The organism is Notoacmeibacter marinus (assembly GCF_002238045.1).
In the GTDB taxonomy this organism is placed as follows: Bacteria; Pseudomonadota; Alphaproteobacteria; order Rhizobiales; family Rhizobiaceae; genus Notoacmeibacter; species Notoacmeibacter marinus.
This window is the reverse complement of the sequence record NZ_NBYO01000001.1, coordinates 964036-990146: the sequence shown is the minus strand read 5'-3', so window position 1 is coordinate 990146 and position 26111 is coordinate 964036. Positions and strand designations below refer to the sequence as shown.

Here is a 26111-nt window from a genome sequence, read left to right as displayed (position 1 = left end):
CGGCGCTTGAAGCCCAGCCTTTCCAAGGGCAGAGGTCGGATAATCATCGACACGTAGTCTTTCGCCGGTTGGTGAGCAGTAGTCATGCTACTCCTGCCCGAGACAATGCATGACGTTGCGTTCATCGGTCAATCGAGACAAAGTCGCTCGAGACGCTCGACGGCGTTTACAAACGGGCTCTCACGGCCTAGAGCCTGCGCCAATATGATCGCGCCTTGAATGCCGCCGACTACCTCGAAGGCTATTTGCGATGCTCGGTCATCCGCATGGCCATGCCGCTTCAGACACGCCTGGAGCGCCAAAAGCCATCGTTCGAAATAGCATTGAACCCTATCGGGAAAACGATCTTTGCTGCCATCAAGCGCGAACGCTCCGATCAGGCAGATGCGGCTCCCCGATTTGAAGTAGCTTGTCACAGCGGCGAACATGGCTGGAACGGCCTGGTCCGGCTCCATGGTTTCCAACGGTTCGTAGACATGGGTCTCAAACCAAACGGCGATCTCTTCAAGAACGGCCGCTGCCATCTCCTCCTTCCCTCCGGGAAAGAAGTGATAAAGACTACCCTTTCCAAGGCCAGTCCCCTTGCTGATGAGTTTGAGGCTCGCGCCCTCAAATCCGTGCTTGCGAAAAATCTCGCCGAGCGCCGGTATGGCGTCGACGCGCTCGGCTACCAGTCTGGCCATCACGCTTTCCTTATGGGGTAGGTCACTCCGCTTGCCCGATGAAAGACGCTCGCAACGAGCACCAAAACACAACTGCCGGACAGAACGGGGAAGAAGAGATAGTCCAAAGCTGGATCGGCCGCGAATATGACAAGGGGGTCTGCGCCTGCCGGCGGGTGTGTCAAGCGAAAGATCGCCATGAACGCAATGGCCAAACCCACGGCCAAGGCAGCCGCCCACCAGACATCCGGCAGCATGAAGCGCAAGGCAAGACCGATCGAAGACGCCACAAGATGACCGCCAATGACATTGGCCGGTTGAGACAATAGACTTGCGGGAAGCGAAAACAACAAGACGCAGCTTGCACCGAACGGGGCCATCAAAAGCGGTGAGGGACTATAGATCGTCAGCGCGCCGATTATCGCGATGGCCAGAAGGCCTCCAATCCCGGCGAGAATAACCGAACGAAAGGATTGCGACGGCTGATGTCGTGTCATGAAAGAAAACATCTTGTACCTTTCGTATAACTCTTTACCAATTGGTACAATATTCTGGAAAGTGACGTCAAGCCGGTTGGGCTGTCCACTGATGTGGTTCGCCCACTGGGACAGAATGATCCTTATCATTGAGGGGGCAAGGAAAGAGCTGAGGAACAAGAGAAGCCCCGAGACATCGTGTTCAAGCCGCAGCAATATGAAGTGCTGTCTGTCGATGATGGTGCCAGCCAAGTCCGCATGAAACAGTCGAGTTATTACCGGTGGCTGAGAACCGGCTGGCCAGCCGATACCCTCTCCTCGCCGTTCAGTGCTTCAAGGACGATCTGGAGTTCTCCCGGTTTCGTGTCCGGACACGCGCCAGCAGATTCTAGCCGTTCAGCCTGGCTACTTTCACAGGCTATGAGGGACTGATATTCGGGCGCCGAATGGTGCCGGGCGGGGTTGTACCATTCTTCGATGAACTCGAAGATCGCCATGCGCGCCTACGCCTTGTTCTGGAACTTGTGCCGATCAGGCAGCTCGCATTCGAGCGTTGCGAAGAAGCTCTCGCACATGGCGTCGTCATAGGTATCGCCGACCGGGCCCATGGACGGACGGCTGATTAGGCTCTCATAGCTCGTTTTTCGTATGCCATTAGGCTCAAGTCATCCAGCTTTGAATGACGGCGCCGGGAATTGTAGAAGCGCTCGATGTAGTCGAACAAATCGGCCTTGGCTTGGTCCCGCATACGATAGCCCTTGCGGGCGGTCCGTTCGGTCTTCAACGAAGAGAAGAAGCTTTCCATGGCTGCGCATTGTCCCAGACATTGTCCGAACGACGTCCGTCGCAACGGTGGTGTCCTTCCTACGACGGGCTGCCCTTTCCGCGAACCAAGCCGGCCTCCATGTCGGCAATGTTATGGCTCGCAGAGCTGCTTGATGGTGAGCGCCTTGCGGTCGTCCTCGCATTCTTCAGCAGGATCGCCGCCAAGGGCGGCCTGTCCGAGCAGGGCCTTTGCTTTGCGGCTCGACGGTCTCCACGAACCGTTTGGTCAGTTCTGTCATGCTCCCGTCCCTCGGAAGCTGAACTGGCCTCCGTTTCGACGGGACACCCAGGCATTGCCATTGAGGCTTGGGCATAAAATTCAGTATGTGCTTGTGTCCGACTATGAGATCACTTGCCGGACGGATCGCAGTGCCTCCTCAGCTCTCACACTGTTTGCTGCTGGTCTGCTTGGCTATCGTTGCGCGAGACTGAGCGGAAAGCCCCGCGCGGAGACTTTGCGCAGAAGTTAGGCGCCTGTCTCGATGGTGAGGCCAGCGGCTTTCCATTCGGGAAACCCCGTATCCAGGAGCCGAGCCTTGATGCCGTTCTGGCGCAGCGTATCGACAGCACTGGTCGAAAGAACGCAATGCGGCCCACGGCAATAGGCAACCACCTCATGATCCTGTGGCAGCATGGACAGATGCTCCTCCAGCACTTCGGCAGGAATATTGATGGCGCCGGGAAGATGTCCCATCTCGAACTCCTCACGCGGACGGACATCGAGCAGCGTTACCGATGACTCGCGCAACCGCTCCAGAAGCTCCTCCCGCGAAATGCCTTCAAGGCGATCGCGCTGGGTTAAGCTGTCGGAAATCACGGACTGGATTTCGGCCCTCTGGTGTTCGGCAAGACGGGTCAATGCGCCCAGCACTTCATTGATGGGGCCGCTCGCAATGCTATAAAGAACGCGCTTTCCATCACGTTCGGTGGCGACGAGGTTGCTCCGCTTGAGGTGTTGCAAATGCTGCGAGGCATTGGCCATGGATAGACCCGTCAGCTCCGCAAGCCGCTCGACCGAGCGTGCGCCCTGGGCCACATGCTGGAGAAGCATGAGGCGGTGCGGACTGCCAAGCGTGCGTGCGATCTCTGCTAGTTCGGTGAAGAGGGTCAACTGTGCGCGTTCGATATCCATACTTGACATATAAAACGCTATCTTTAATCAATCAATCCATTGAATAATTATTTTAACCGGCCGCAGGATGCAGTGATGGCTATTTGGAGTGAATGGGCGCTAAGCGCCATTGCAATCGGCGTCATCGCCACGGTGGTCATGGATGTCTGGGCGATATTCCTGAAGTTCGCGTTTTCGATTCCCTCGTTGAACTATGCCTTCGTGGGTCGCTGGTTCGGGCATCTTGCTGCGGGACGGTTTAGCCACCCGAGCATCGCCAAGGCGGCACCGGTTGCCGGCGAAGGGGCTATCGGCTGGGTGGCGCACTATATGATCAGCATTGCCTTTGCCGCAGGATTGCTGCTGGTGGTCGGACCGGAATGGGTCGAGGCCCCAACCGTGTGGCCGGCCCTGCTGACGGGCTGGATTACCCTGTTGGCGCCATTCTTCATTTTGCAGCCTGGATTCGGTTTCGGTATAGCCGCTTCAAAGACCCCGCGGCCAAACGTCGCCCGCTGGCGCAGTTTCATGGCCCACACCGTCTTCGGCCTAGGTCTTTTTGTTGGCGCCTGGGTGGTTGCAGCCGCTCCCCTTTGAGCCTGCGCCTCAGTCATGCGCTATACATAGCCGCGCCGTTCTGGATTGCCGCTATGTTCTGTCCTGATCAAGCGACACGCCAATACAGGCCTCGCTCTTGCGGACGAGGTTTTCTCGGTTTGAATGGTGCCTCGTCCCAATCTTTTCGCAGGAATTGAACATTGGCGCAGAAGATTTACGGGGATCCGAAGTTCAAGGCAGCCTGCCGCAAATCGCTCAGTGTTCCAAACGCACCATTGAAGGGATCAGTCGCTCAACAATGACTTAACGCGACGTTGTCCGAAGGACGAGTCGGCATCCAAAAAGAAGCAGTTGAGGAATGACAGCCTTGTTGGAATGGTCCTCCTTCCACTCGATGGCATCAACTGCATTCCCAATACATGTCTTTTTCCGCTTCGATGCGTGCGGCATTCGCGGCCGCCTCCGCTTTGCGCGTTCTGAAGCTTTCCGCTTCCTTTTGTTGGGCTTTCCAGGCGTCTTGCGTGGCCGCGCCGGAGGTGGCCTTCTGAGCAATCATCTCACCACGCAAAAACACGCAGATCGTGTTCGGAACGAGACAACTCCAGTTCTCCTCGTCGGTCATTGGCTGCGTCGCCAGGAGAACGACGCTTTGCGGCTGGCCATCGACCGCGCAATGCCGTTCCAGCATGTGGAGATATGTATGGGCATGGACGAAAAGATGTTCCCCATTGCTCAGAAAATAGTTCGCCTCCCCGTAGCGGTTCATCAAGGTTGTTTTCTCAACAAGTTGATTCAGGGCGAGGTCGAGATCGGCTATCCCTCCGTCCCGGCTGAGGAAATCCTTCATGTGATCCAGCAGCAGGCAGAATGCGTGTTCGGAATCCGTTCCTCCAAGGGGCCTGAACGACGTCAACTGTTCCTGGTCGATACCCGTCAATTTGCCATTATGCGCAAATGTCCATGATCGGCCTCCCACCTCCCGTTCAAATGGGTGGGTGTTGGCATAGGACTTGCCGATCGCCGCCGGGTTGGCCCGGCGGATGTGGGAGAGGATGACCCTGCCGGAGATATCGTAGTCACGCAGTGAACCGAACAGTCGGCTGGAGCTTGCCGCCTTCGGTTCCTTGTAAAGGCGCGCTGCCCGCTCTTCATAAACAGCCACGCCCCAACCGTCCGCATGTGGGCACAGTTCCCCGCCGCGCGGCTTGAGCAGTGCGAGGGAGGTTTCAAGGTCGGTCGGAAGAGCGGCACTCATCGCCAAAAGCTCGCACATCGTCATTCCTTTCCACGGTATTGACATAACAATCAATTGATCTATTGAATATTATGTCTGATTATTACTGCCGTCAAGGACGCGATTGCGCAGCTTTCAAGAGGAACGAACTCCCTATGAGCAGAACGCTACACGCAAGGATGATCGTACTTGGTGCCGGGCCTGCCGGATATACGGCAGGCATCTATGCAAGCCGGGCGATGCTGGAACCTATGATCATCAGCGGCAGCCAACCGGGTGGCTATCTACGCACCGCTGCGGGATCGACAGCAACCTCGGTGCCCAATTTCCGCACTTGCCTGCACGTGGCGCAGGCAGCCTGAACCCAATCAAAGAAGACGGAGAAGAGACATGACAGTCAGGATTTTGACTTCGAAGAATTTTGAGATCAATGTGCTAAAGCGCGAAGGCGTGAGCGTGGTGCGGTTCTGGGCGGAATGGTGCGGTCCTTGCCGCATGATGCAGCCTATGTATGCCAGCCTTGCCGAGGAACTCGCCAAGGATGCCGAGTTCGGCGAAGTCGATGTCGAAGCCGATCCAGACATAGCCAGCGCGTTCGGTATTCGGGGTGTGCCGACCGTGATCTTCTTCAAGGACGGCAAGCCTGCCAGTCAGATCGTCGGCGTCGCCACTCGCAGCAAATATGCCGAAACGGTCAGCCAGCTAGCAGCGGCCTGAGAACGGAAGGTGCGGAACATCGGGCCAACACACGATGCGCACCGCCTGGAGCGCTTCGCAACCACCCCGGGCATCCCGCCGCGATGTAACCCGCCTGATGGAACTCGTGACGGAAGATGTGATCGACGGAGCATCTGTTGGTCCCGGAACTGGGCGAACCTATCAGGGCCGGGCAGACGTCGATGCTGGGGTCTCGGGCCATCCGCGCCTGACAACGCGCAGAGTGTACGCCACGGCGATACTGAGGATTTGGGCGGCTATATTGTTCGTCGAGTGGGAGTGCGAAGCGGCTGATGGAGGTGGCACGCCGACAAAAGGTGGCCAGCATCCATCCCGCCGACGATGATGGAAGAAGCGAAGACCGCGGCGGCTGGTCCGCCAACCACTTAGAGCGAGATGAGATAGCCAATCTGGAGGACGCTGACGTCGATTGACGTGGCAGGCAAACGCATCGCCTACCACCATGAATTGCGAGGTCGAGATGGCGAAAATCGTCATCCCGAGGAGATATTGTGGTGGGCGGAACCGCCAGTCGCCTGATCTGCCGACCGCGCCCTCGACCAGTGTGGCTTCTCATTCAGGGGACGCTCCTGCCGCGGCCGATGCCGCGACCCGTCCTGAGAACGCGAAGGACAAAAGCGCCACGAACGTATAGGCGACGGCCGCCGTCCCGAACGCCCAGGCGTAACCGGTGACGGTCTCGACCTGTGTAGCGGCGACCGACATGAGGATCGCGAGCCCGACTGTGGGACCGAGTTCCATTGCCGTATTCATGACGCCACCGGCCAAACCCGCTCTGCGCTGTGGGACATTGGTGGTCGAAAGAACGGCCGAGCCGGAAAAGGCCAGCGAGATGCCGACCGCGATTAGCACGATGCCAGGCAGAAGGCCCTGGAGATATCGCGTGTCCGGCGTCAACTGTGTCAGAAGAGCCAAGCCTACCGCCGCCACGATCAAGCCGACGCCGGTGATGCGGGCAGCCCCGAATCGCTCCACCTGTGGCGCCGCCAACTGCCCGGTCGCGATAAGCGCCACGGCAAACGGCACGAAAGCGAGCGCCGTCATCAAGGGCGACCATCCGAGCACCTGCTGAAGGTAGAGGGACAGGACGAAGTTGATGACGCCGGAACCGGCTGCCGCCAGAAACATGCCGACCAACCCGGTGATACGCACGGGTTCCAGGATGAAACCGGGTGGCAGCAGCGGATCGCGCACTTTGCGCTCGAGGAGAAAGAACGCGACGAGCAGGATGATGCCGGTCCCGAGCGGAAGCAGCACCATGGTCGAGGTCCAGCCGTGATCGCCTGTGGCGATGAGGCCGAAGCTGGAGAGCGAGATGCCGAGGGTGGCAAAGACGGCACCCACAAGATCCAGCCTCGGCCTCAGTTCCGCCGTCTCGCTGATGCCTCTGGGCAAGAGACCAGGCGTGGAAACAAGACCGATCAGCGAAACCGCGACCGGAATGGCGAACATGAAGCGCCAGGACATCCAGGTGGTCAGCACGCCCGAAACGATGAAGCCGAGCACGGCCCCCAGCACCGACACCCCGCCCCAGGTCGCCATGGCTCGCCCGAAGGCGGCGGGTTCTGGGAACAGAGCGCGCAGGACAGCCATGGCCGCGGGCGCGACAATCGCGCCTCCGATTCCCTGCGCCAGACGCATAGCGACCAGGATAGGATAGTTCGGCGCCGCCGCTGCGACAGCCGAGGATGCGCCAAAGACGATCAGTCCGATGGCAAACATGCGCCGTCCACCAAACCGATCGGCCAGGCGCCCACCGAACAACAACAGCCCACTGAACGGAAGACCGTAAGCTGCAAGCACCAGCAGCAGGTCGGCGGCTGTCAATCCGAATTCCTCAGCGATGACAGGAAGCGGCACCGCGACGATCGCGATGGTGAAAATAAGCGTGGCCTGCACGATGGCGAGGACGGGAAAGGCGAGCGGGTTATGCGCTCTGGCAACGGGTTCCGGCGAGGCAGGATAAGTCATCATATCTTTCTCATGTCATTCAATGGAACAATTGATTGACATGAGAAAGATTGACATGTCAATCTCTTTGTCAGGCCAGACCCTTCACCTTGATGATCGAGGGTAATGGCGAGGAAACCGCAAAGACGATGGGGTTGCACCCTGACGTTTCGCTGGTGGGATTGCTGTTGAAGAGAGCGTGCATTCACCTCCACATTCTTCAAAGCCGTTGGATGGGTTCCGCGCTGGACAAAGGACAGCGTGGAATTTGACGCGGGAGTTGGCAGGATTTCAGGGCAGGGCCGCGAGCAGTACGATAAAACCAGGCGTGCGGTGCTAGACGCCGCCGCGGGAAGGAGCTGCGTGCTTGAGGACATCGTGGCCGGATCGACCAGGATCGTCGTAGCGATCCCTCGCATCGTCCTGGTGGACAAAGCAAACGGCGTTGTCGGGTTCAAAACCTATCGGGAACTGGCGGATCTGGTTCAGAACGCCCACAATGTCGCGGCGAAGCGCTGAACGATGGTTGTCTGGGTTCCCTTACGAGAAGCCAGGACACCGCGCCGGATACCGCTCGCCTATGGCCGATAATCAGGCAGTGTCTGGATCGATTGCGCAAGCTTTCCGCTAACCCTGGCAGGCAGAAGTCGCAGCAAGAACCGGGTTGAGCCACCGGGTCGCGACAGGACCATGGGCGCCTTAGCGACCCTCGGCCGAGCGTTGGACGATATGGCCGACCCGCTTCAGGCGCAGACGCTCGTAATGCGCAAGGACATCCTCGACTCGTTCCCGACACATCTCCGGGGCAAGCCCATCCTGCCCGCCGTCTCCAAGAGGGTCGGACAGGGCGATCTCGCCGTACACCGCCATGATGGGACGCAAGTATGATCTCAACTGGTTTCATATGGCTACGGTGGCGCCGTTCAGCTCACTGCTCAATACTGAGACAGCCGCGCGTGTCGGGTCGGCGAAAGCCAAGTTCGGCAGCATGATCTGGCGCCAATCGGCGTAAACACCAGTCGGATGCGGGTCACGGCCGGATGAAAACCCGTGACAAGTCGGCAGCTCCGCTTGCCTTACACCGGTAGGCGCGTATGTGATCACGTTAGGTTTTTTGGCGGGCTGCGTTGCCTTCAAAGTATAGGTCTGTCAGATCCCGCAGCGCGCCTTTGCAGTAGAGTTTTCGCTCGACCAACTCAGGTGGGGCGCTGCGGACGCTAGCCGCAGACTTCCCTGATTGCGTCCGCCGCAGCCGAGACGACCGTGTCGGCCTCGTCTTTGCAAAGACACAGCGGCGGCGCAAACCCGATAATATCGCCATGCGGCATGGCCCGCGCAATCACATCCCGCTTCAATAGCGCCGCAGCAATTGACGGTCCGATCTTCTTTGCGGGGTCGTAGAAGATCCGGTTAGCCTTGTCCTCCACCAGTTCGACGGCGCAGAGCATGCCTTCGCCGCGCACTTCACCGACATGGGCGCGGTTGCCAAGGGCTTCAGACATCGCCTTGTTGAAGTAGTCACCCATTTCACCGGCATTGGCGACCAGGTCCAACTTGTCAATGAGCTTCAGATTGGCGACCCCGGCAGCCGCGCCGATGGGATGCGCCGAATACGTCCAGCCATGCCCGATGGGGCCGGTCTCGTCGGTGCCCTGCTCGAGCACCTTCCAGACTTTTTCCGAGACGATGGAGCCAGACAGCGGAGCGTAAGCCGACGTCAGACCCTTGGCAACGCAGATAATGTCGGCTTCAATTCCATAATGGGCCGACCCCATCATCGTTCCCAGACGGCCGAACCCGGTCACCACCTCATCGGCAATCAACAGGATATCGTGTTTCTTCAGAACCTTCTGGATTGCCGCCCAGTAGCCTTCCGGTGGCGGCACAATGCCACCGGTGCCCAGTACCGGCTCGCCGATGAAGGCTGCGATGGTGTCGGCGCCCTCGCTTTCGATCATCGCTTCCAGCTCATGGGCGCAATGCGCAACGAAATCGGCCTCAGACATCGATAGATCTGCACGCCGGTAATAGTAAGGCGCCTCGGTATGGAGGACTTGCGACAGCGGCAGATCGAACTTTTTGTGAAACAGCTCCAGCCCGGTCAGAGAACCCGTCATCAACCCTGATCCGTGGTAGCCGCGCCAACGCGAGATAATCTTCTTCTTCTCCGGGCGGCCTAGAATATTGTTGTAGTACCAGACAATCTTGATGTTGGTTTCGTTGGCGTCCGAACCGGACAGGCCGAAATAAACTCTGCTCATATTTGCTGGGCACCGGTCGATTATCATCTTTGCAAGAGTGATTGACGCTTCCGTGCCGTGGCCGACATATGAGTGATAATAGGCCAGCTCTTTTGCTTGATCGGCGATCGCATCGGCAACTTCTTGCCGCCCATATCCAATGTTGACACAGTAAAGCCCCGCGAACGCATCCAACAACCGGTTGCCGTCCCGATCAGTGATGAAGACACCCTCACCACCGGTGATGACGCGGTTGGACATCTCTCCTCGCGCAAACTGACCCAAATGGGTCGAGGGGTGGAAAAAGTGGTCGTGATCCCACTGGTCGAGTTGATCGTTGCGCAGCATTTGTCTCATCCTTCTGGATTTGCGTCATGCCCAGTCGCGGCAGACATATTTGACTTCGGTGAAGGCTTCCATGCCAAGGCGTGAACCCTCGCGTTCGAGCCCAGACTGCTTCATCCCGCCAAAGGGGATAGGCGCGCCGGTAACCTTTGTGCGATTGACGGCAATCATGCCAAACTGAAGGGCACGACTGGCCCGATAAATCCGGCGCGGGTCTTGTGTGTGCAGATAGGCGACAAGCCCGTATTCTGTGTCGTTGGCGCGGTTGAGAACCTCCGCCTCGGCGTCAAACGGCGCGATAGCGGCGACCGGTCCAAAGGTCTCCTCCTGCATAACAAGTGCGTCGGCGGGCACATCGGCAAGCACGGTCGGTTCGAAAAACAACGCGCCGAGCGCATGACGCTTGCCGCCGGTAAGGATACGGGCGCCCTTTTTTACAGCGTCCGTCACATGCTCTTTCTGCTTGGCCATCGCCTTCGCGTTCATCAGCGGGCCGATATCGGGATCGTCCATCCCCCGGCCAACGGACAATGCGGCGGCGCGGGCCGCGAAGCGCTTGCAAAATGCATCGTAGACAGATCGTTCGACGAAAAACCGGTTGGCGCCAAGACAATCCTGACCTGAGGTAGCAAATTTTGCCTCGATAGCTTCATTGACCGCCTGTTCAAGATTGGCGTCGGCAAACACAATAAAAGGCGCATGGCCGCCGAGTTCGAGAACCAGTCGCTTAATGGTTTCGGCCCCCTGTTTGTACAGAAGTTTGCCCACTTCCGTAGAACCGGTGAACGAAACTGCCCGGACACGACTATCCTCCATCCAAGGAGCGACAACCGCCCGGGCGGCGCCGGTGACTACATTGAACACTCCAGGCGGAACGCCGGCACGTTCGGACAGCTCAGCCAGCGCTAAAGCTGAGAACGGCGTTTCTGCCGAAGGGTGAGCGACGATCGTGCATCCCGCAGCCAGAGCGGCGCCGGCCTTTCGAGTCAGCATCGCAACAGGAAAGTTCCAGGGCGTGATCAGTGCCGCCACGCCAACCGGTTCACGCCAGATCTCCACTTCCGCGTCGGGAAGATGCGAGGTCACGCTCTCGATATTTGGACGCTTGGTCTCTTCGGCGTAAAATTCTAGGAAAGACGCCCCATAATCGATTTCGCCACGTGCTTCTGAAATCGGTTTGCCCTGTTCCAGCGTAATGATGCGCGCCAGATCTTCCCTGTGTTCGACCATCAGTCCGAACCAGCGTCGCAGGATCGACGCACGTTGCTGCGGCAACAATGACGACCAGCTGGAGAACGCCATCTGCGCCGCATCGACTGCAGCCACACTGTCTTGGGAGGACAGGCTTGCCACTTCGCCGAGTTTTTTGCCATCTGCCGGATCCGTGACTGCAAGAGCTTCCGCGGCGGTCCCTGTAGTCCATCGCCCGCCGACGTAGGCGAAGCTTTTCAACAATGCGGGATCGCTCAGATCCCAGGGCGGGTTGGTGTAGGTCGAAGGATCGGCCGGCATTGCAATTCTCACAAAGTGGATTTGACGCCTTATGCTAGCGTCGCATCACAAGACGAATCTTCTGAACAGCGTCCGCGCAGAAGACAGACCATCCGAAAATCGTGGTTCGAAGCGTCAGTCTTTCGCCAGACCTGAGGAAAGCAATATGTCGAACGGAGGAGCCGACATCTGCTTTACCGGCTTTGTGACAATGTAGGTGAAATACCGCGCAAGTCCGACGCGGCATGCAAGCAATTCGTCAATAAGTCGCTGATAACTATCGATATCTCGAGTCATCACCTGCAGCAGATAATCGAACCCTCCGCCGAGCGCCCAACAGGCAATGATCTCGTCGCATTTTGCCACCGCCTGCTCGAAAACCTGAAATGTCGCTGCGCGATGATTTTCGAGTTCGGCCATCACGAACACCGACACATGAGGTGCGATATCGCGCAATTCGATGTTTGCGCGATACCCGGTGATAATGCCGGCCTCTTCAAGTCGCCTGAGCCGTTCCCAGCAGGGTGTGACGCTCAGATTGAGCCGCTTAGCCAATTCCGATTTCGACATCCGGCCCTTTTGCGACAAGATCGCGAGGATTTTCAGATCTCGATCATCAAGTTTGATGGTGGCCATCGGGTTTTGTGAGCCAACGATCAGGGGTTGTCAATTGTCATGATAAAAGTCAATTATTTATCATGACAATTTGGCCCCCCAATCCAGATGATTTGCGCCGTCCAGCCTATCGATCGCTGGCGGAGGCGTTGATCAGCGCTGTCGATGCCGGCGAACTGCGCGACGGAGATCGCTTACCGACACATCGCAATCTCGCCTATGATCTTGGACTGAGCGTCCAGACTGTCAGCCGGGCCTATGATGAGTTGATCCGCCGCGGAGTGATCGCCGGGGAGGTCGGGCGGGGCACCTTCGTTAAGTCTGGGCGCAGCGACACGCAGACTCCCTTCCTGCCGGATGGCCGGTATGGCGAACTAATCGATTTTTCCTTGCTGAAGCCGGTATTTGAGCCAATGCATCTGAACATGATGCGGCGCGCCCTTTCAAAGCTGGGCGGCGATCTACCGGCTTCCGCGGTGTCGTCATTCAGACCCTCAGGTGTCTTGCGCAATTACACGACATCGGCGCTGAAATGGCTGAAGCGGTGCGGACTGGATGTGCCATCCCAAGGTCTGCTGTTAACCAACGGTAACACCGCGGCGATGACGGTGGCGCTTATGACGGCAGCTGGCACGGGCGATCTCATCGTCACCGAAGAGTTGGGGCACCATACTCTCAGGCCTTTGTCGCGTTATATCGGGCTGCGTATCCAGGGGCTTGAAATAGACGATGAAGGCGTTGTCCCCTCGGCGTTTGCACGGGCTTGCGAAAAATCGGTTGTCAAAGCAATCTACCTGATGCCCACCGGGCTCAATCCACGCGCTGCCACGATGTCGATGGAGCGTCGGAAGGAACTGGTGAGACTGGCCCGGTTGCATGATGTGCTGATTATCGAGAATGACGCCTGGGGACCGCTGCAACCGAACCGGCCAGAGCCGATCGCGGCTTTGGCGCCGGAACGCACCTTGTATTTCACCAGCTTGACCAAGTGCATCATGCCCGGCCTTCGATACGGATTTCTCGTCGTGCCGGAAACCTATCAGTCTGCCGCAGCAAACCGTCACCTGGTAACGAGTTGGATGGTGACGCCGCTAATGGCTGAAATCGGCAGCCGCTGGATCGAAGACGGAACTTCAGAATTTCTGCTCGATTGGCAAATGAAAGCGCTGGGGGAGCGCAACCGAAAGGCTGCCGCCATTCTTTCCAGCACCGTCTTCAACTGTAGTGAAAACGGCATGCATATCTGGCTGCCGATGCCCGGCTCATGGACAGAAGACGCCTTCGTGGCTCACGCCCGGCTCAATGGGGTGGCGCTGGCGCACGGATCCTCGTTTGAACTGTCGGATTCCGTGAACAAAAAGGGCGTTCGCATTTGCCTTGGCGCCGAAACCATTGAGACGATGGAACGGGGACTGACGGTCGTATCGCGTCTTGCTCGAAGCAATCCCGAGCCCCCATTACTAACATTGTAGCTCCCTCGCAAACGTGCCGATCCCATTCGTGACAGTGCGAAATCGCCGCCGAGTCTATCGGTAGCTGATAAGCGCCGCCTCGTAAAATTGTCATGATTTAATAATCGCATTGACTCTGCATTGTCCTTGTTTAACCTCTAATAATCATAACAATAATTGGAAGCTGCGACGGAGGAATAGGCATTTCGCAAGTACCCGCAGCAGCGCGCCTCCACGACAATTGCAATCTGATCGCGGTTCCTACTCGATCTGTCGACGCTGCTTGTCGTCAGCGCATGGGTCAAACATCGGAGGACATCGAATTGATGAAAGAGGAGAAACTTCCCATGAAGTCGACAGTCAGAATGTTTTGCAGTGGTGTTGCCACGGCGGCTTTGCTTGCAGCGGGTACGGTGTATGCGCAGGCCGACAACTGGAAGTACGCGTTCGAGGAGTCCCTCACTGAAGTCCAGGGCGTCTACGCAACGAAATTCAAGGAAGCTATTGAAGCCAATTCCGACCATACCGTCGAGCTGTTTGCCTACGGTACGCTTGGCGAATCCGCCGACATCATGGAGCAGGCGCAAGCGGGAATTCTACAATTCGTCGATCAGTCACCCGGGTTTACCGGCGCGCTGATCCCGGAAGCGCAAGTGTTTTTCGTGCCTTACCTCCTGCCGACCGATCAAGCGCATCTGGCCCGTTTTTACAAGCAGAGCAAGGCTATCAACGAAGACTTCGAAAGCCTTTATGCAGAGCAGGGTCTTGAGCTGCTGGTCATGTTCCCGGAGGGCGAGGTGGCCATGACAACGAAAGATCCGGTCAGGAGCTGCGACGACCTCGACGAGGTCAAGTTTCGCGTCATGACCAATCCGCTATTGGTGGAGGCCTACAGGGCTTTTGGCGCCACGCCGACGCCATTGCCTTGGGGCGAAGTGTATGGCGGGCTGCAGACCAACATCATTCAAGGCCAAGAAAATCCGACCTTCTTTCTCTATTCGACCAAAATATACGAGGTCACCGACTATATCACATATACCGGTCACAACAACTTCACGACGGCTGTGATGGCCAACAAGGACTTTTATGACGGTCTCGATGACGCAGACAAGAAGATCGTCGAAGAAGCCGCCGCCTCGGCTTATGATTACATTGTCGAATACCAGAAGGGTTTGGCGGAATCGGAACTGAAGAAGATCACCGACGCCAAGCCCGAAATGACGGTAACCGTGCTTTCGGAGGAGGAACGCGCCTGCTTCAAAGAAGCTGCTGCTGAGGTTGAAGCCAAGTTCATCGAAATGACTGGCGATAGCGGCAAGGCGATTCTCGACCAGTTGAAGGCTGACTTGCAGGCAACGGCAAACTGATCGGGGCCTTACGCATCGCTCATCGAAAAATAATCGGAGGCCATCGGGCACTGGCCTCCGATTCATGTGGGCACGGGCCGAGGGGAAGATCATGGACAGGGCAGAACAATTCGATCCGCACGCCTCATCGCTGCCCGGTTTGCTGGGCGTGATCGACAGTACAATCAGCCGGGTAGAATCGGTGCTGCTGGCCAGTGGCGTCCTGCTCATGGCGCTCAATACCGTCGCCAACGTCATCGGACGCTTCGTCTTTCAATACAGCTTGTTCTTCTCCGAAGAACTGAACCGTATCCTGATTATCGTAATAACATTTGCCGGTATCAGCTACGCTGCGCGGCAAGGCCGCCACATTCGCATGTCGGCGATCTATGACGCTCTGCCAACGGTCCCCCGCAAAGCCTTCATGATCTTGATCTCCGCGATCACCGCCTTGGCGATGTTCGGGCTTTGCTATTTCTCGGTGAGCTACATTCTTAAAGTGGCGAGCTCGGGTCGCGTGCTGCCATCTTTGCAGTTGCCTGTCTACTGGATCTTCCTCTGGGTGCCGGTCGGCTTCTTCATGACAGGCCTTCAATACGCGCTGACCGCCATCAAGAACATTGTCGAGAAGGACATCCATCTCTCGACCCATGTGCTCGAAGGCTATGACGACGACGAAATCGAAGTCTAGCGGAGGCGATCCATGGCGCTGACAATTTTCTTGATCATGATCGTTCTGCTGCTGCTTGGGTTCCCGATGATGATCCCGCTGTTGATCGCGACATTCGTCGGCTTCCTCTTCATGTTCGGCGATATCGGGAAGATGGACTTCATGGTTCAGCAGATCATGGCCGGCATTCGCCCGGCCTCGCTGATAGCCGTTCCCATGTTCATTCTCGCAGCCGACATCATGACCCGTGGCCAATCGGCCAATCGATTGATCGATATGGTCATGAAATTCGTCGGCCACATCAAGGGTGGACTTGCTGTCAGCACGGCGGTCGCTTGCACACTTTTTGGCGCCGTCTCCGGCTCGACCCAAGCGACGGTGGTTGCCGTGGGATCGCCGCTGCGTCCACGCATGCTGAAAGCCGGCTATAAGGATTCGTTCATTCTCGCGTTGATTATCAACGCCTCGGATATCGCTTTTCTCATACCGCCTTCGATCGGAATGATTATCTACGGCGTCATTTCGAGCACATCGATTTCCGAGCTGTTCATCGCCGGAGTTGGTCCCGGCTTGTTGCTGATGGCGCTGTTTTCCGTCTACAGCATGATCTATGCGATCATAAAGGGCGTACCCACGGAGCAAAAAGCGAGCTGGGCCGAACGGTTCGAGGCAGTCCGCAAGGCGGTCTGGCCGTTAGGTTTTCCAGTGATCATTGTCGGTGGAATTTATGGCGGCATCTTCAGCCCGACAGAAGCTGCCGCCGCATGCGTGCTCTACGCAATCGTCCTCGAGTTTGTGGTGTTCCGCTCCCTTAATCTGTCGGATATCTATCGCATTGCCATGTCCACTGGGCTGATCACCGGCGTGGTCTTTATCCTTGTCGGCGCCGGATCGGCATTTTCCTGGGTAATATCCTTCGCCCAGGTGCCCCAGGAGATACTCGCGGCCGTCGGCGTTGCGGATATGGGTCCGAAGGGCGTCCTCGCCGTGATTTCGGTGGCGTTTTTTGTCGGCTGCATGTTTGTCGACCCGATTGTGGTAATCCTGATCCTGGTGCCGATCTTCACGCCGGTGGTGAACTCCGTTGGGCTCGATCCAGTGCTTGTCGGCACGATCATTACGCTTCAGGTTGCCATTGGCTCGGCCACGCCGCCGTTCGGGTGCGATATCTTCACGGCAATCGCGATCTTCAAGCGTCCCTATGTCGATGTCATTCGCGGCATTTTTCCTTTCACGGTCATTTTGTTGAGCGTGTCTGTTGCGCTCATCTTTTTCCCGCAGATTGCGCTGTTCCTGCGCGACTTGGCCTTTCGATGACTAGAGATGCTCTCATGTTCAAGACAATCCTTGTCGCAGTCGATGGATCGGACGGTTCGCTGAAGGCGCTGGAGATGGCGGCCGGAATGCAGAAGATCTGCGGCAGTGAGCTTTTGATACTGACAGTGTTCCGCCACCACTCTCTGCTGGAAGCTTCCATGTCGATGGTTCGCCCAGAGGACCCTCAGAATCTCGACGACACCATGCGCGGTCACGCCAAGGATATCGCGGAGGAAGCCAAGAAGGTCGCCACCGAGCTTGGGGCAGGCATGGTCCGCGGTTTCGTCAAGGCCGGCCAGCCCGCACGCACAATTGTGAAATTCGGCGAGGACCGCAAAGCGGACTTGATCGTCGTCGGGAGTCGCGGCCTGGGCGACGTGGAAGGCTTCTTGCTCGGCAGCGTGTCCCACAAGGTCACCAGTCTGGCGACCTGTCCCGTGATGGTGGTTTGACGCGCAGGTCCAAGGGCGGGGGTGCGTCGTCGTGACGTGATGAAACTATGAAGGCGATAAAATGAAGATATGTCCGGTCTCGATGTCCCCGGTCGCGCCGCAATTCAAAGCGGCAAGCGAAACGGCGCGTTTCGGATTGATCGCGCTGGCGACCGATCTGACAAGCGAAGGCGACCTCTACCGGCAGTTGCCCAATGAGGCTGCATCCTTCCATGTGACGCGTGTGGCATTTGAAAATCCGACGACACTTGAAAACCTGCGAAAAATGAGTCCGCGCCTGACTGCTGCTGCCGCTCTTTTAGCACCGCTGCAGCCGCTGCGCGCGATTTGCTTCAGCTGTACCGCCGCATCCGTCGTCATCGGCGAATCCGAGGTTCGTGCGGCGATCCAGAAAACCGCCGGCAAGGTTCCCGTCGTCACTCCGGCCAGCGCGTCGCTCGCGGCGTTTGTGACGCTTGGGGCGCAGCGCATTGCAGTGCTGACACCGTACACACTCGCCACCAGCAAGCCGATGGCCGCCTATTTCGCCCGTCATGAAGTCGACGTTACCCGGTTCGAATGCCTTGGCCTCGACGACGATCGCAATATGGCGTTGGTCAGCCGCCAGACCATATTCGATGCTGCCATCGCAGCTGATACGCCAGAGGCGCAGGCTCTCTTTCTTTCCTGCACCAGTCTGCCAGCGATCGGCGTTATTGCGGACATTGAGCGGCGCGTTGGAAAGCCGGTGGTCACTTCGAACCAAGCCAGTGCCTGGGCGATGGCACGGCTCGGCGGTTTCACCGATCACCGTCCAGCCCGCTACGGCCGCCTTTTCGAGCACGCTCTCCCAGCCCATACGTTCGGAGAAGCCGCATGAGCGAGCAAATCCCCTTTGTCGATGTGAGTGAGATCGAACGGGCGCGAACCGCCATTGCCGACACGATTCGGGTCACGCCGGTCAATGCTTCTCCATATCTATCCAATCTGCTGGACAGGCCGGTTCATCTCAAGCTCGAACACACGCAGATCAGCGGCAGTTTCAAGATTCGTGGTGCGACGAACGCCATTGCAGGTTTGACCGATGACCAGAAACGCGCCGGCGTGGTCGGTGTGTCGACGGGCAATCATGGCCGCGGGCTGGCCTATGCAGCCAAAGCCGCGGGTATCCCGTGCATCGTCTGCATGTCGAAACTGGCGCCGCAGGCAAAAATCGATGGCATCGAGGCGGAAGGTGCGGAGGTTCGCATAGTCGGCCGCTCTCAAGATGAGGCGCAAGAGGAAGTGGTCCGTCTGGTGGCCGATGAAGGTATGACCATGATCCCGCCCTTTGACCATCGGGCCGTTATTGCCGGTCAGGGAACAGTCGGGCTCGAACTGCTCGACCAAGTTCCTGACGTCGCCACAGTGCTGGTTCCGCTGTCCGGCGGCGGACTGATTTCCGGCGTCGCCGCCGCCGTGAAGGCTAGACGCCCACAAACCACAATCATCGGGATAACCATGGAACGTGGCGCGGCGATGCATGCTTGCCTGCACGCGGGCCGGCCTGTTCTCATTGACGAGCTTGCGACACTGGCCGATTCACTTGGCGGCGGTATTGGGCTCGACAATCAGCTCACATTCCCCATGACCCGCGCATTGGTGGACGACACACTACTTGTTACCGAAGTGGGGATTTCCGCAGCCATTCGCCACCTCTACTGGAGGGAACGGCAGATCGTCGAAGGATCGGGTTCGGTCGGCATCGCAGCCTTGCTGGCCGGCAGAATTGCAAGCGCCGGACCAGTGGTAGCCATCCTCAGCGGCGGCAATATCGATATGGGGCAGCATCATCGCATTGTTTCCGGCGAAGACGTCGATGTAACCCGCGAGGTCGCGTGAAGTGGCCAACGTTAAAATTCTGACAGAAGCTGACCTGCGCAATGCTGTTCAACTCGATCTCGACGCGGTGGATTGCGTTGAGCAGGCGTTTCTTGCATTGGCGACCACCGATGTCATCATGCCGCCAATCCTCTCCATGGCCATCGCACCCTTCAATGGCGAGGTCGATGTCAAAACCGCCTTCGTTCCTGGAATCGATAGTTTCGCCATCAAGATCTCACCTGGCTTTTTCGATAACCCGAAAATCGGTCTGTCGAGCACATCCGGCCTGATGGTGGTGTTTGCCGCCAGGACCGGAACGGTCGAGGCGCTGCTTTTGGACAACGGATATCTTACCGATATTCGGACAGCTGCTGCTGGGGCGGTCGCCGCGCGGCATCTGTCACGCGACGATGCCTCCACCGCCTGCATTCTCGGGGCGGGCAGTCAGTGCAAGTTGCAGCTCAAGGCGCTGTGCCTGGTTCGGTCGATTTCCCGCGCCGCCATCTGGGCACGAGATCTGGACAAGGCTCGGGCCGCAGCTGTGGAAATGTCGAACGAGTTGGGTATCGCTGTAAGCGTCGCGACCGATTTGCAGGCGTCGGTGCAGGAAGCCGACATCGTCGTGACCACGACCCCGGCGTCCGCTCCGATCCTGCCTTCCGCATGGCTGCAACCGGGCCAGCACGTCACCGCGATGGGATCGGACCAAGTTCATAAGAATGAAATTGAGCCCGCCTGCTTGGTCAAAGCCGACCTTTATGTGCCGGACCGGCTGTCGCAAACGCGATCGCTCGGGGAACTGCACTGGGCGATCGCCGCGGGACTGGTGGACCCATCCGCCAAATTTGCCGAGCTGGGTGAAGTTGTCGCCGGTCGAGCGAAAGGCCGCATATGCCCCGAGGCGATCACCATTGCCGATCTTACCGGAACCGGAGTGCAGGACACCGCAATCGCCACACTGGCCCGCCAACGCGCAATTGCGTCGGGCATCGGCGCTGATTTTACAAACTGATCTGCAACCGACCCACAGAAAGAAAAACGCCGATGTCCGCGCCTGCATTGAATTTCAGCCGCGATGAATATGCTCGACGCGTCGCAAAGACACGCACCGCCATGGCGGCCGCAGGCGTCGATGTCATCATCGTTTCAGACCCCTCGAATATGGCCTGGCTAACCGGCTATGACGGCTGGTCGTTTTATGTCCATCAATGCGTGGTTGTGGGTCCCGATGGCGACCCGGTCTGGTTTGGACGGGGACAGGACGCCAACGGCGCGCGCCGCACCTCCTGGCTCACGGAGAGTAACATCATCGGCTATCCCGATCACTATGTACAGTCGACCGAGCGGCACCCGATGGACTACCTCTCCGAAAAAGTCCTGGAGCGGGGATGGGCGACCAAACGGATCGGCGTCGAGATGGACAATTACTGGTTCTCCGCCGCCGCCTTTGCTTCGCTGCAAAAGCACCTGCCCAATGCCAAATTTTTGGATGCGACCGCATTGGTGAACTGGCAGCGGGCGGTAAAATCCACACAAGAACTCGATTACATGCGCAAGGCCGCCCGGCTGGTCGAACGCATGCACGCGACCATCTTGGAGAAGTGCGAACCGGGATACCGCAAATGCGATCTGGTCGCCGACATCTACGAAGCAGGATTACGCTATGACGCGACGCTCGGATTTGGCGGTGACTACCCGGCGATCGTGCCGCTGCTGCCCTCAGGCGCGGACGCCTCGGCTCCACATCTGACCTGGGACGATCAGCCGATGAAAGCCGGCGAAGGAACGTTTTTCGAAATCGCCGGTGTCTACAAGCGCTACCACTGTCCGCTGTCGCGAACCCTGTTTCTGGGCAAGCCGACACAGACGTTCATAGATGCGGAGAAAGCCGTTCTGGAAGGCATGGAGGCCGGTCTGGCGGTCGCCAAGGCAGGCAATTTATGTGAGGATATCGCCAACGCCTTTTTCGCTGTGCTGAAGACATACGGAATATCCAAGGACAACCGCACCGGGTACCCCATCGGTCTGTCCTACCCGCCCGACTGGGGCGAGCGCACGATGTCGCTTCGACCAGGTGACAAGACGGTCCTTGAAGAAAACATGACCTTTCATTTCATGACCGGCCTTTGGATGGATGATTGGGGCTTCGAGATTACCGAGAGCATCATCATAGGCAAAACCGGGCCGGAGTGCCTGGCCGACGTTCCGCGTCGTATGTATGTGAAGGATTGATCCGGATGGCTGCCAATCCCATCACGGCAACGATTGCCCTAGACGCAGCAGGCGAACATCACGGCTTTCTCCGCTTGCCTTATAGTCGAGATGATTCCGCCTGGGGGTCGGTGATGATTCCGATTTCCGTCATCAGGAACGGCGACGGGCCAACGGCATTGTTGACCGGCGGCAACCATGGCGACGAATACGAGGGCCCTGTAGCTCTCGTGGACCTTGCACTGACGCTCAAAGCCTCGGAGATTACCGGACGGGTCATCATTCTGCCGGCATTCAACTACCCAGCGTTTCGCGCTGGTTCTCGGACTTCGCCGATCGATCGCGGCAATATGAACCGGTCATTTCCAGGGCGTCCTGACGGAACAGTAACCGAGAAGATCGCCGACTACGTCAATACCGCCTTGCTGCCGCAGGCCGATATCGTCGTGGATTTTCACTCCGGTGGCAAAACCCTCGATTTCGTGCCTTTCGCCTCTGCGCATGTGCTCGATAACAAGGATCAGCAGGCCGCCTGCGTGGCCGCTGTTACGGCCTTTAACGCCCCCTATACGATGATGCTGCTGGAGATCGATAATGTTGGCATGTACGACACCGCGGTCGAAGAGCAGGGCAAGGTGTTCGTGACCACAGAGATCGGCGGTGGCGGCTCGGCAACCGCGCATTCCATCGCTATCGCCAAGAAGGGCGTGCGTAACGTGCTGAAACACGCAGGCATCTTGAAGGGCGACATGGAGCTTGCCCCCACAACAATGCTCGACATGCCGGACAACGATTGCTTCGTCTTCAGCGAAGACGATGGGCTGATCGAGCCTATGCTGGACCTCGGTAATCCAGTCGAACAGGGCGACGTAATCGCCCGGATCTGGCCAGCGGACCGCACCGGCCGTCCACCCGTCGACTATCGGTCAAAGCGATCCGGCATCCTGGCGTCGCGCCACTTTCCCGGATTGATCAAGGCAGGCGACTGCCTGGCGGTGGTGGCGGTTGTCGTTTAACCATCGCCGATGAGCCCGAGCGAGTTTCGATGCACATGACTGTGGGCAGCCCCTGGGTCAGGAACTGGGCCGTTTGAAGCGGGAATCTTCTAATAATGTCCCTGGTTGGGCATAGGAGAGAACGCCATGACGACACCCCGCTTTGCCGAACGGCAGATCGCGATGATTTGGAAGCAGGTCGATGGCTGTCTGGGTGTAAGTAAGGTGGGCCGCAACGCCGGTGATTGGCATAGGCCTACCATCCGCTGGCGCAAGAGGTACGGCGGGTTGATGCCGTCGGAGGTCAAGCGCTTGAAGCAGTTGGAAGAGGAGAACAGGCGATTGAAGGAGATGGTCGCCGACCTGTCACTCGACAAGGCCATGCTGCAGAATGTGCTCGCAAAAAACTGTGAGGCCTGCACAGGCACGCGGGATCTTCGATTATCTGCAAGGCGCGTTCGGAGCATCGATCCGACAGGCTTGCTGCCGCCCTTAAACAGCGGATCAACGAAATCTCCGAGACGTGTGTGCGATACGATTATCGGCGCATCCATGTGCTTCTGCAGTCAGAAGGATGGGGGGTGAAGGTGAAGCGTGCGTATCGGCTCTACACGGAATTAGGTCTACAAATCAGGAACAAGCGTCCCAAGCGGAAGGTCTCCGCGAAGCTGCGGGAAGACCGGCGGCCACCTCAGGGATCCAACGACGTGTGGTTGATGGACTTCCTGTCGGATCGGCTGTTCGACGGTCGCAAGATCCGCGGGCTGATCACCGTCGGTGCATTCTCGAAGATCGCGCCGGCCGACAACAGCTTCGTCGAGGCGATCGGACACGACTACAATCACGTCCGTCCGCACTCCTCGATCTGCCTTAAGACCCCGGTCGAGTTCATGAAATCCATCGGCCGAACCAACCAACCGACTGGATCATAGCCCGAGAAAGCCCGCAGCAGGCGGTCCAGCGTTCGGGGCATGCTCGGAGCCTCCGGCAAACTCTGCGCGGTTTGGTTCGGATTGATGTAGCATCCACCGTTACTGTTTTCGATGCAATTTCTACTTGGCACCTCCTGAAACGTCGCAGCGTTCCGTCCACAAACACGGTTGACCGAGCCGAAAGTGACACATACTGTCGGACAGTATCGGAATATACGGATGATATTGCGATATTGGAGGATTTACTGTGCTGCATAAAGGCGATGCGCTGCTTGAGGTGTGCGATCTCACCGTACAATTTGGCGGCGTTGTGGCGCTCAACGAGATTTCGCTCGAAATTTATAACCAGGAGATCCTGGGGCTGATTGGCCCCAATGGCGCCGGCAAGACGACCCTGTTCAACTGCCTGAGCCGGCTCTATCGACAAAGCTCCGGCGACATATTGGTGCATGGCCAAAGCATCACCCCGTTCAGCCCCGAGGATATGGCGGCGCGCGGCATCGGGCGCACCTTCCAGAACATCGCGCTGTTCGAAACGATGACGGTTTTCGACAATGTTCTGACCGGCGCGCAATTCGCGATGAATTGCGGGCTCGCGGCGGATATTTTTGGCGGCGTTAAGCTGCGTCGGGAGCGGGGCGAGACGCGGGACCGGATCATGCATCTGCTGTCGTTGCTCGACCTTGCGGATATCGCGGATCACGGCATCGCCGATCAGAACTTTGCGGTGCGAAAGCGCATCGAATTCGCCCGGGCGCTGGCTGCCAAACCCAGTTTGCTGATGCTAGACGAACCCGCAGGCGGGCTGAACCGCGAAGAGGTGGCGCATTTGGAAGACCTGATCCGGCAGGTGCGCGACCAGTTCAAGGTCGCGGTGCTGCTGGTCGAGCATCACCTGAACCTTGTGATGAAGGTCTCCGATCGGGTCGTGGCTATGGATTTCGGCCAGAAGATCGCTGACGGGCTGCCACAGGCAGTTCGCGCGCATCCGCAGGTGCTTCAGGCCTATCTCGGAGAGGACGTGGCGTGAGTTATGCGTTGGAACTGAACGATGTCACGGCCTCCTATGGCCATGGCAGCATCCTGCACGGCATAAACTTTGCTGTGCCCGAGGGCGAGGTCACGGCGCTTCTGGGCGCGAACGGTGCGGGTAAGACCACCACGCTGCGCGCCATCTGCGGCATGATCGAGACCGGTGGCGAGGTGCGACTGTTCGGCGAAGACATCACCGGCAAGAGCCCCGATGCGATTGCGCGGATGGGGGTGGCGCATGTCCCGGATGGGCGTGGAACCTTCACTGGTCTGACGGTGATGGACAACCTCCGGCTTGGCGCCTTGATCGCCAAAAGGCGCGGCAATTTCCGCCGCTCGCTCGACCGCGTGTTCGACTATTTCCCCCGGCTCAAGGAACGCATGGGCCAGCATGCCGGCACGCTTTCGGGCGGCGAACAACAGATGCTGGCGATCAGCCGCGCGCTGGTGTCCGAGCCCCACCTGATCCTCCTGGACGAGCCCTCGATCGGACTGGCGCCGGTGATCGTGAAGCAGCTCTTCGGCATCCTGGAACAGATCGCGCAAGATGCCGGCGTGTCGATGCTGCTGGTCGAGCAGAATTCCAATCTCGCGCTGAAACTGGCCTCGAACGCGGCGCTTCTGGAAGTGGGCAATCTCGTTGCGCAGGGCAGCGCCGAGGCGCTTTCGCAGAACCAGGACATCGCGCGGGCCTATCTGGGCGATGGCGCAGGGGCGGAGGCCGGCGCATGACCTTTTTTCTCGAACAATTGATCATCGGTCTGTCATCGGGCGGCATCTACGCGATCATGGCGCTGGCGCTGGTGATGATTTACAAATCCACCGGCCACGTGAACCTCGCGCAGGGGGAGATGGCAGTCTTTTCGACCTTTATCGCGTGGACGCTTGTGCAGACGGGTATGCCGCTCTGGCCCGCAATCCTTCTGACCGTGGCTGTGTCCTTCGTCGGGGCCATCGTGCTGGAGCGCGTCGTCGTCCGGCCCTTCGCGGAGGCGGACGACTTGGTCGTGGTGGCGGTTTTCGTGGGGCTGTTCCTCAGCATCCACAGCCTTGCCGGCGCGATCTGGAACTACGAGGTCAAACCCTTCCCGAGCGCCTTTTCCGACGGCTCGGTCAGCCTGATGGTCGACCTGTCGATCCGCACCCATACGCTGGGCTCGCTGGTGACGACCGGCGCGGTCTTGACGGCGGTGTGGATTTTTTTCCGCTACACGCAGCTGGGACTCGCGCTGAGGGCTGCCGCTGATAACCGTGAAAGCAGCCGCCTGGTCGGCATCAACGTGTCTCTCATGCTGGCGCTTGGCTGGGGGTTGGCGGCCGGAATCGGCGCGGTGGCTGGCGTGATGATCGCGCCGGTGACGTTCCTTGATCCGGGGATGGGCCTTGCGCCGCTGATCTTCGCCCTGGCGGGTGCGCTGCTTGGCGGTATCACCAGCCCGTTTGGCGCGGCGCTGGGCGGGCTGATCGTGGGCGTGCTCGAGGCGATGATCTCGGCCTATGTGCCCTACGGCATCGAGTTCCGCGAGCTGATAGCGCTGATGCTGATCCTGTCAGTGCTCTTGGTGAGGCCCGCTGGTCTGTTTGGCGAAATCGTGGCCCGGAGGGTGTGAAATGATCA

At 58.4% G+C, this 26111-nt stretch carries 27 protein-coding genes and 2 pseudogenes; 18 read left to right on the top strand and 11 right to left on the bottom strand.

The annotated features are described in order from the left end of the window. Nucleotides 1-128: 128 nt before the first annotated feature. The 5 genes and pseudogenes from B7H23_RS04605 to B7H23_RS04585 form a co-directional block, all read right to left on the bottom strand. On the bottom strand, nt 129-683 hold the full coding sequence (locus tag B7H23_RS04605) for a TetR/AcrR family transcriptional regulator (RefSeq protein ID WP_094076161.1): 555 nt from the start codon (nt 681-683) through the stop codon (nt 129-131). Continuing rightward, nucleotides 683-1390: an HPP family protein gene (locus tag B7H23_RS04600; RefSeq protein WP_240534968.1), complete on the bottom strand. Its 708-nt coding sequence runs from the start codon at nt 1388-1390 to the stop codon at nt 683-685. Before B7H23_RS04600 ends, B7H23_RS04605 begins: the two co-directional genes overlap by 1 nt. 173 nt (nt 1391-1563) lie before the next feature. Then, nucleotides 1564-1755 (bottom strand): annotated as a pseudogene (locus B7H23_RS04595) (integrase core domain-containing protein); the annotation flags it as partial. 5 nt (nt 1756-1760) lie between these two features. Further along, a pseudogene (locus B7H23_RS04590) lies at nt 1761-1987 on the bottom strand (IS3 family transposase); the annotation flags it as partial. 442 nt (nt 1988-2429) lie between these two features. Continuing rightward, entirely contained in the window at nt 2430-3104 is a 675-nt protein-coding gene (locus B7H23_RS04585) for an ArsR/SmtB family transcription factor (protein ID WP_206608850.1), read from the bottom strand. Nucleotides 3105-3170: 66 nt separating this feature from the next. Here B7H23_RS04585 and B7H23_RS04580 point away from each other — a divergent pair, with 66 nt between their 5' ends. After that, nucleotides 3171-3671, top strand: coding sequence for a DUF2938 domain-containing protein (locus B7H23_RS04580; RefSeq protein WP_094076159.1), 501 nt, complete (start codon nt 3171-3173; stop codon nt 3669-3671). Between the two features lie 361 nt (nt 3672-4032). On the opposite strand, the gene B7H23_RS04575 is transcribed toward B7H23_RS04580, so the two are convergent. Beyond that, the gene (locus tag B7H23_RS04575; protein WP_158215766.1) at nt 4033-4905 is read right to left on the bottom strand and encodes a class II glutamine amidotransferase; all 873 of its coding nucleotides are present in this window, start codon (nt 4903-4905) and stop codon (nt 4033-4035) included. A 351-nt stretch (nt 4906-5256) separates the two neighbouring features. Here B7H23_RS04575 and trxA point away from each other — a divergent pair, with 351 nt between their 5' ends. Continuing rightward, nucleotides 5257-5583, top strand: a complete 327-nt coding sequence (gene trxA / locus B7H23_RS04565; RefSeq protein WP_094076156.1) for a thioredoxin — start codon at nt 5257-5259, stop codon at nt 5581-5583. Between the two features lie 573 nt (nt 5584-6156). Here the strand turns inward: trxA and B7H23_RS04560 are convergent. After that, nucleotides 6157-7578: an MFS transporter gene (locus tag B7H23_RS04560; protein WP_094076155.1), complete on the bottom strand. Its 1422-nt coding sequence runs from the start codon at nt 7576-7578 to the stop codon at nt 6157-6159. Nucleotides 7579-7815: 237 nt separating this feature from the next. On the opposite strand from B7H23_RS04560, the gene B7H23_RS15835 reads away from it, so the two are divergent. Further along, complete coding sequence (locus B7H23_RS15835; protein WP_143534723.1) at nt 7816-8073, top strand: hypothetical protein; 258 nt, start codon at nt 7816-7818, stop codon at nt 8071-8073. A 180-nt stretch (nt 8074-8253) separates the two neighbouring features. Here B7H23_RS15835 and B7H23_RS15995 read toward each other — a convergent pair whose 3' ends face one another. The 4 genes from B7H23_RS15995 to B7H23_RS04540 form a co-directional block, all read right to left on the bottom strand. After that, the gene (locus B7H23_RS15995; RefSeq protein ID WP_158215765.1) at nt 8254-8424 is read right to left on the bottom strand and encodes a hypothetical protein; all 171 of its coding nucleotides are present in this window, start codon (nt 8422-8424) and stop codon (nt 8254-8256) included. A gap of 347 nt (nt 8425-8771) precedes the next feature. Beyond that, a complete protein-coding gene (locus tag B7H23_RS04550) occupies nt 8772-10142 on the bottom strand; it encodes an aspartate aminotransferase family protein (protein ID WP_094076153.1) in 1371 nt (456 codons plus the stop codon). Nucleotides 10143-10166: 24 nt separating this feature from the next. Continuing rightward, on the bottom strand, nt 10167-11651 hold the full coding sequence (locus tag B7H23_RS04545; protein WP_094076152.1) for an NAD-dependent succinate-semialdehyde dehydrogenase: 1485 nt from the start codon (nt 11649-11651) through the stop codon (nt 10167-10169). A gap of 114 nt (nt 11652-11765) precedes the next feature. Further along, entirely contained in the window at nt 11766-12266 is a 501-nt protein-coding gene (locus tag B7H23_RS04540; protein ID WP_173861883.1) for an Lrp/AsnC family transcriptional regulator, read from the bottom strand. A gap of 62 nt (nt 12267-12328) precedes the next feature. On the opposite strand from B7H23_RS04540, the gene ehuR reads away from it, so the two are divergent. From ehuR to B7H23_RS04465, 15 genes are all read left to right on the top strand, one after another. Further along, a complete protein-coding gene (gene ehuR, locus B7H23_RS04535) occupies nt 12329-13717 on the top strand; it encodes a MocR-like ectoine utilization transcription factor EhuR (RefSeq protein ID WP_094076151.1) in 1389 nt (462 codons plus the stop codon). 326 nt (nt 13718-14043) lie between these two features. Continuing rightward, on the top strand, nt 14044-15063 hold the full coding sequence (locus B7H23_RS04530; protein ID WP_094076881.1) for a TRAP transporter substrate-binding protein: 1020 nt from the start codon (nt 14044-14046) through the stop codon (nt 15061-15063). A 91-nt stretch (nt 15064-15154) separates the two neighbouring features. Next, nucleotides 15155-15733, top strand: coding sequence for a TRAP transporter small permease (locus B7H23_RS04525; RefSeq protein ID WP_139945976.1), 579 nt, complete (start codon nt 15155-15157; stop codon nt 15731-15733). Nucleotides 15734-15745: 12 nt separating this feature from the next. After that, nucleotides 15746-17029, top strand: coding sequence for a TRAP transporter large permease (locus tag B7H23_RS04520; RefSeq protein ID WP_094076149.1), 1284 nt, complete (start codon nt 15746-15748; stop codon nt 17027-17029). A 14-nt stretch (nt 17030-17043) separates the two neighbouring features. Further along, a complete protein-coding gene (locus B7H23_RS04515) occupies nt 17044-17481 on the top strand; it encodes a universal stress protein (RefSeq protein ID WP_094076148.1) in 438 nt (145 codons plus the stop codon). A gap of 136 nt (nt 17482-17617) precedes the next feature. After that, on the top strand, nt 17618-18340 hold the full coding sequence (locus B7H23_RS04510; RefSeq protein WP_206608849.1) for an aspartate racemase/maleate isomerase family protein: 723 nt from the start codon (nt 17618-17620) through the stop codon (nt 18338-18340). Beyond that, nucleotides 18337-19341, top strand: a complete 1005-nt coding sequence (gene eutB, locus B7H23_RS04505) for a hydroxyectoine utilization dehydratase EutB (RefSeq protein WP_094076146.1) — start codon at nt 18337-18339, stop codon at nt 19339-19341. Before B7H23_RS04510 ends, eutB begins: the two co-directional genes overlap by 4 nt. Nucleotide 19342: 1 nt before the next feature. Next, entirely contained in the window at nt 19343-20335 is a 993-nt protein-coding gene (gene eutC / locus B7H23_RS04500) for an ectoine utilization protein EutC (RefSeq protein ID WP_094076145.1), read from the top strand. A gap of 32 nt (nt 20336-20367) precedes the next feature. Beyond that, on the top strand, nt 20368-21555 hold the full coding sequence (doeA, locus tag B7H23_RS04495; protein ID WP_094076144.1) for an ectoine hydrolase DoeA: 1188 nt from the start codon (nt 20368-20370) through the stop codon (nt 21553-21555). Nucleotides 21556-21560: 5 nt separating this feature from the next. Further along, nucleotides 21561-22550, top strand: a complete 990-nt coding sequence (gene doeB, locus B7H23_RS04490; RefSeq protein WP_094076143.1) for a N(2)-acetyl-L-2,4-diaminobutanoate deacetylase DoeB — start codon at nt 21561-21563, stop codon at nt 22548-22550. Nucleotides 22551-22676: 126 nt separating this feature from the next. After that, complete coding sequence (locus B7H23_RS16330; RefSeq protein WP_094076142.1) at nt 22677-23114, top strand: transposase; 438 nt, start codon at nt 22677-22679, stop codon at nt 23112-23114. Next, nucleotides 23057-23461 (top strand): hypothetical protein, encoded by a 405-nt coding sequence (locus B7H23_RS15830; RefSeq protein ID WP_338044318.1) that lies wholly within the window; start codon nt 23057-23059, stop codon nt 23459-23461. The genes B7H23_RS16330 and B7H23_RS15830 overlap by 58 nt, the downstream gene beginning before the upstream one ends. Before the next feature lie 247 nt (nt 23462-23708). Continuing rightward, entirely contained in the window at nt 23709-24491 is a 783-nt protein-coding gene (locus B7H23_RS04475; RefSeq protein WP_094076140.1) for an ABC transporter ATP-binding protein, read from the top strand. After that, the gene (locus B7H23_RS04470) at nt 24488-25225 is read left to right on the top strand and encodes an ABC transporter ATP-binding protein (protein WP_094076139.1); all 738 of its coding nucleotides are present in this window, start codon (nt 24488-24490) and stop codon (nt 25223-25225) included. Before B7H23_RS04475 ends, B7H23_RS04470 begins: the two co-directional genes overlap by 4 nt. Next, nucleotides 25222-26103, top strand: coding sequence for a branched-chain amino acid ABC transporter permease (locus B7H23_RS04465; RefSeq protein WP_094076138.1), 882 nt, complete (start codon nt 25222-25224; stop codon nt 26101-26103). Before B7H23_RS04470 ends, B7H23_RS04465 begins: the two co-directional genes overlap by 4 nt. Nucleotides 26104-26111: the final 8 nt, after the last annotated feature.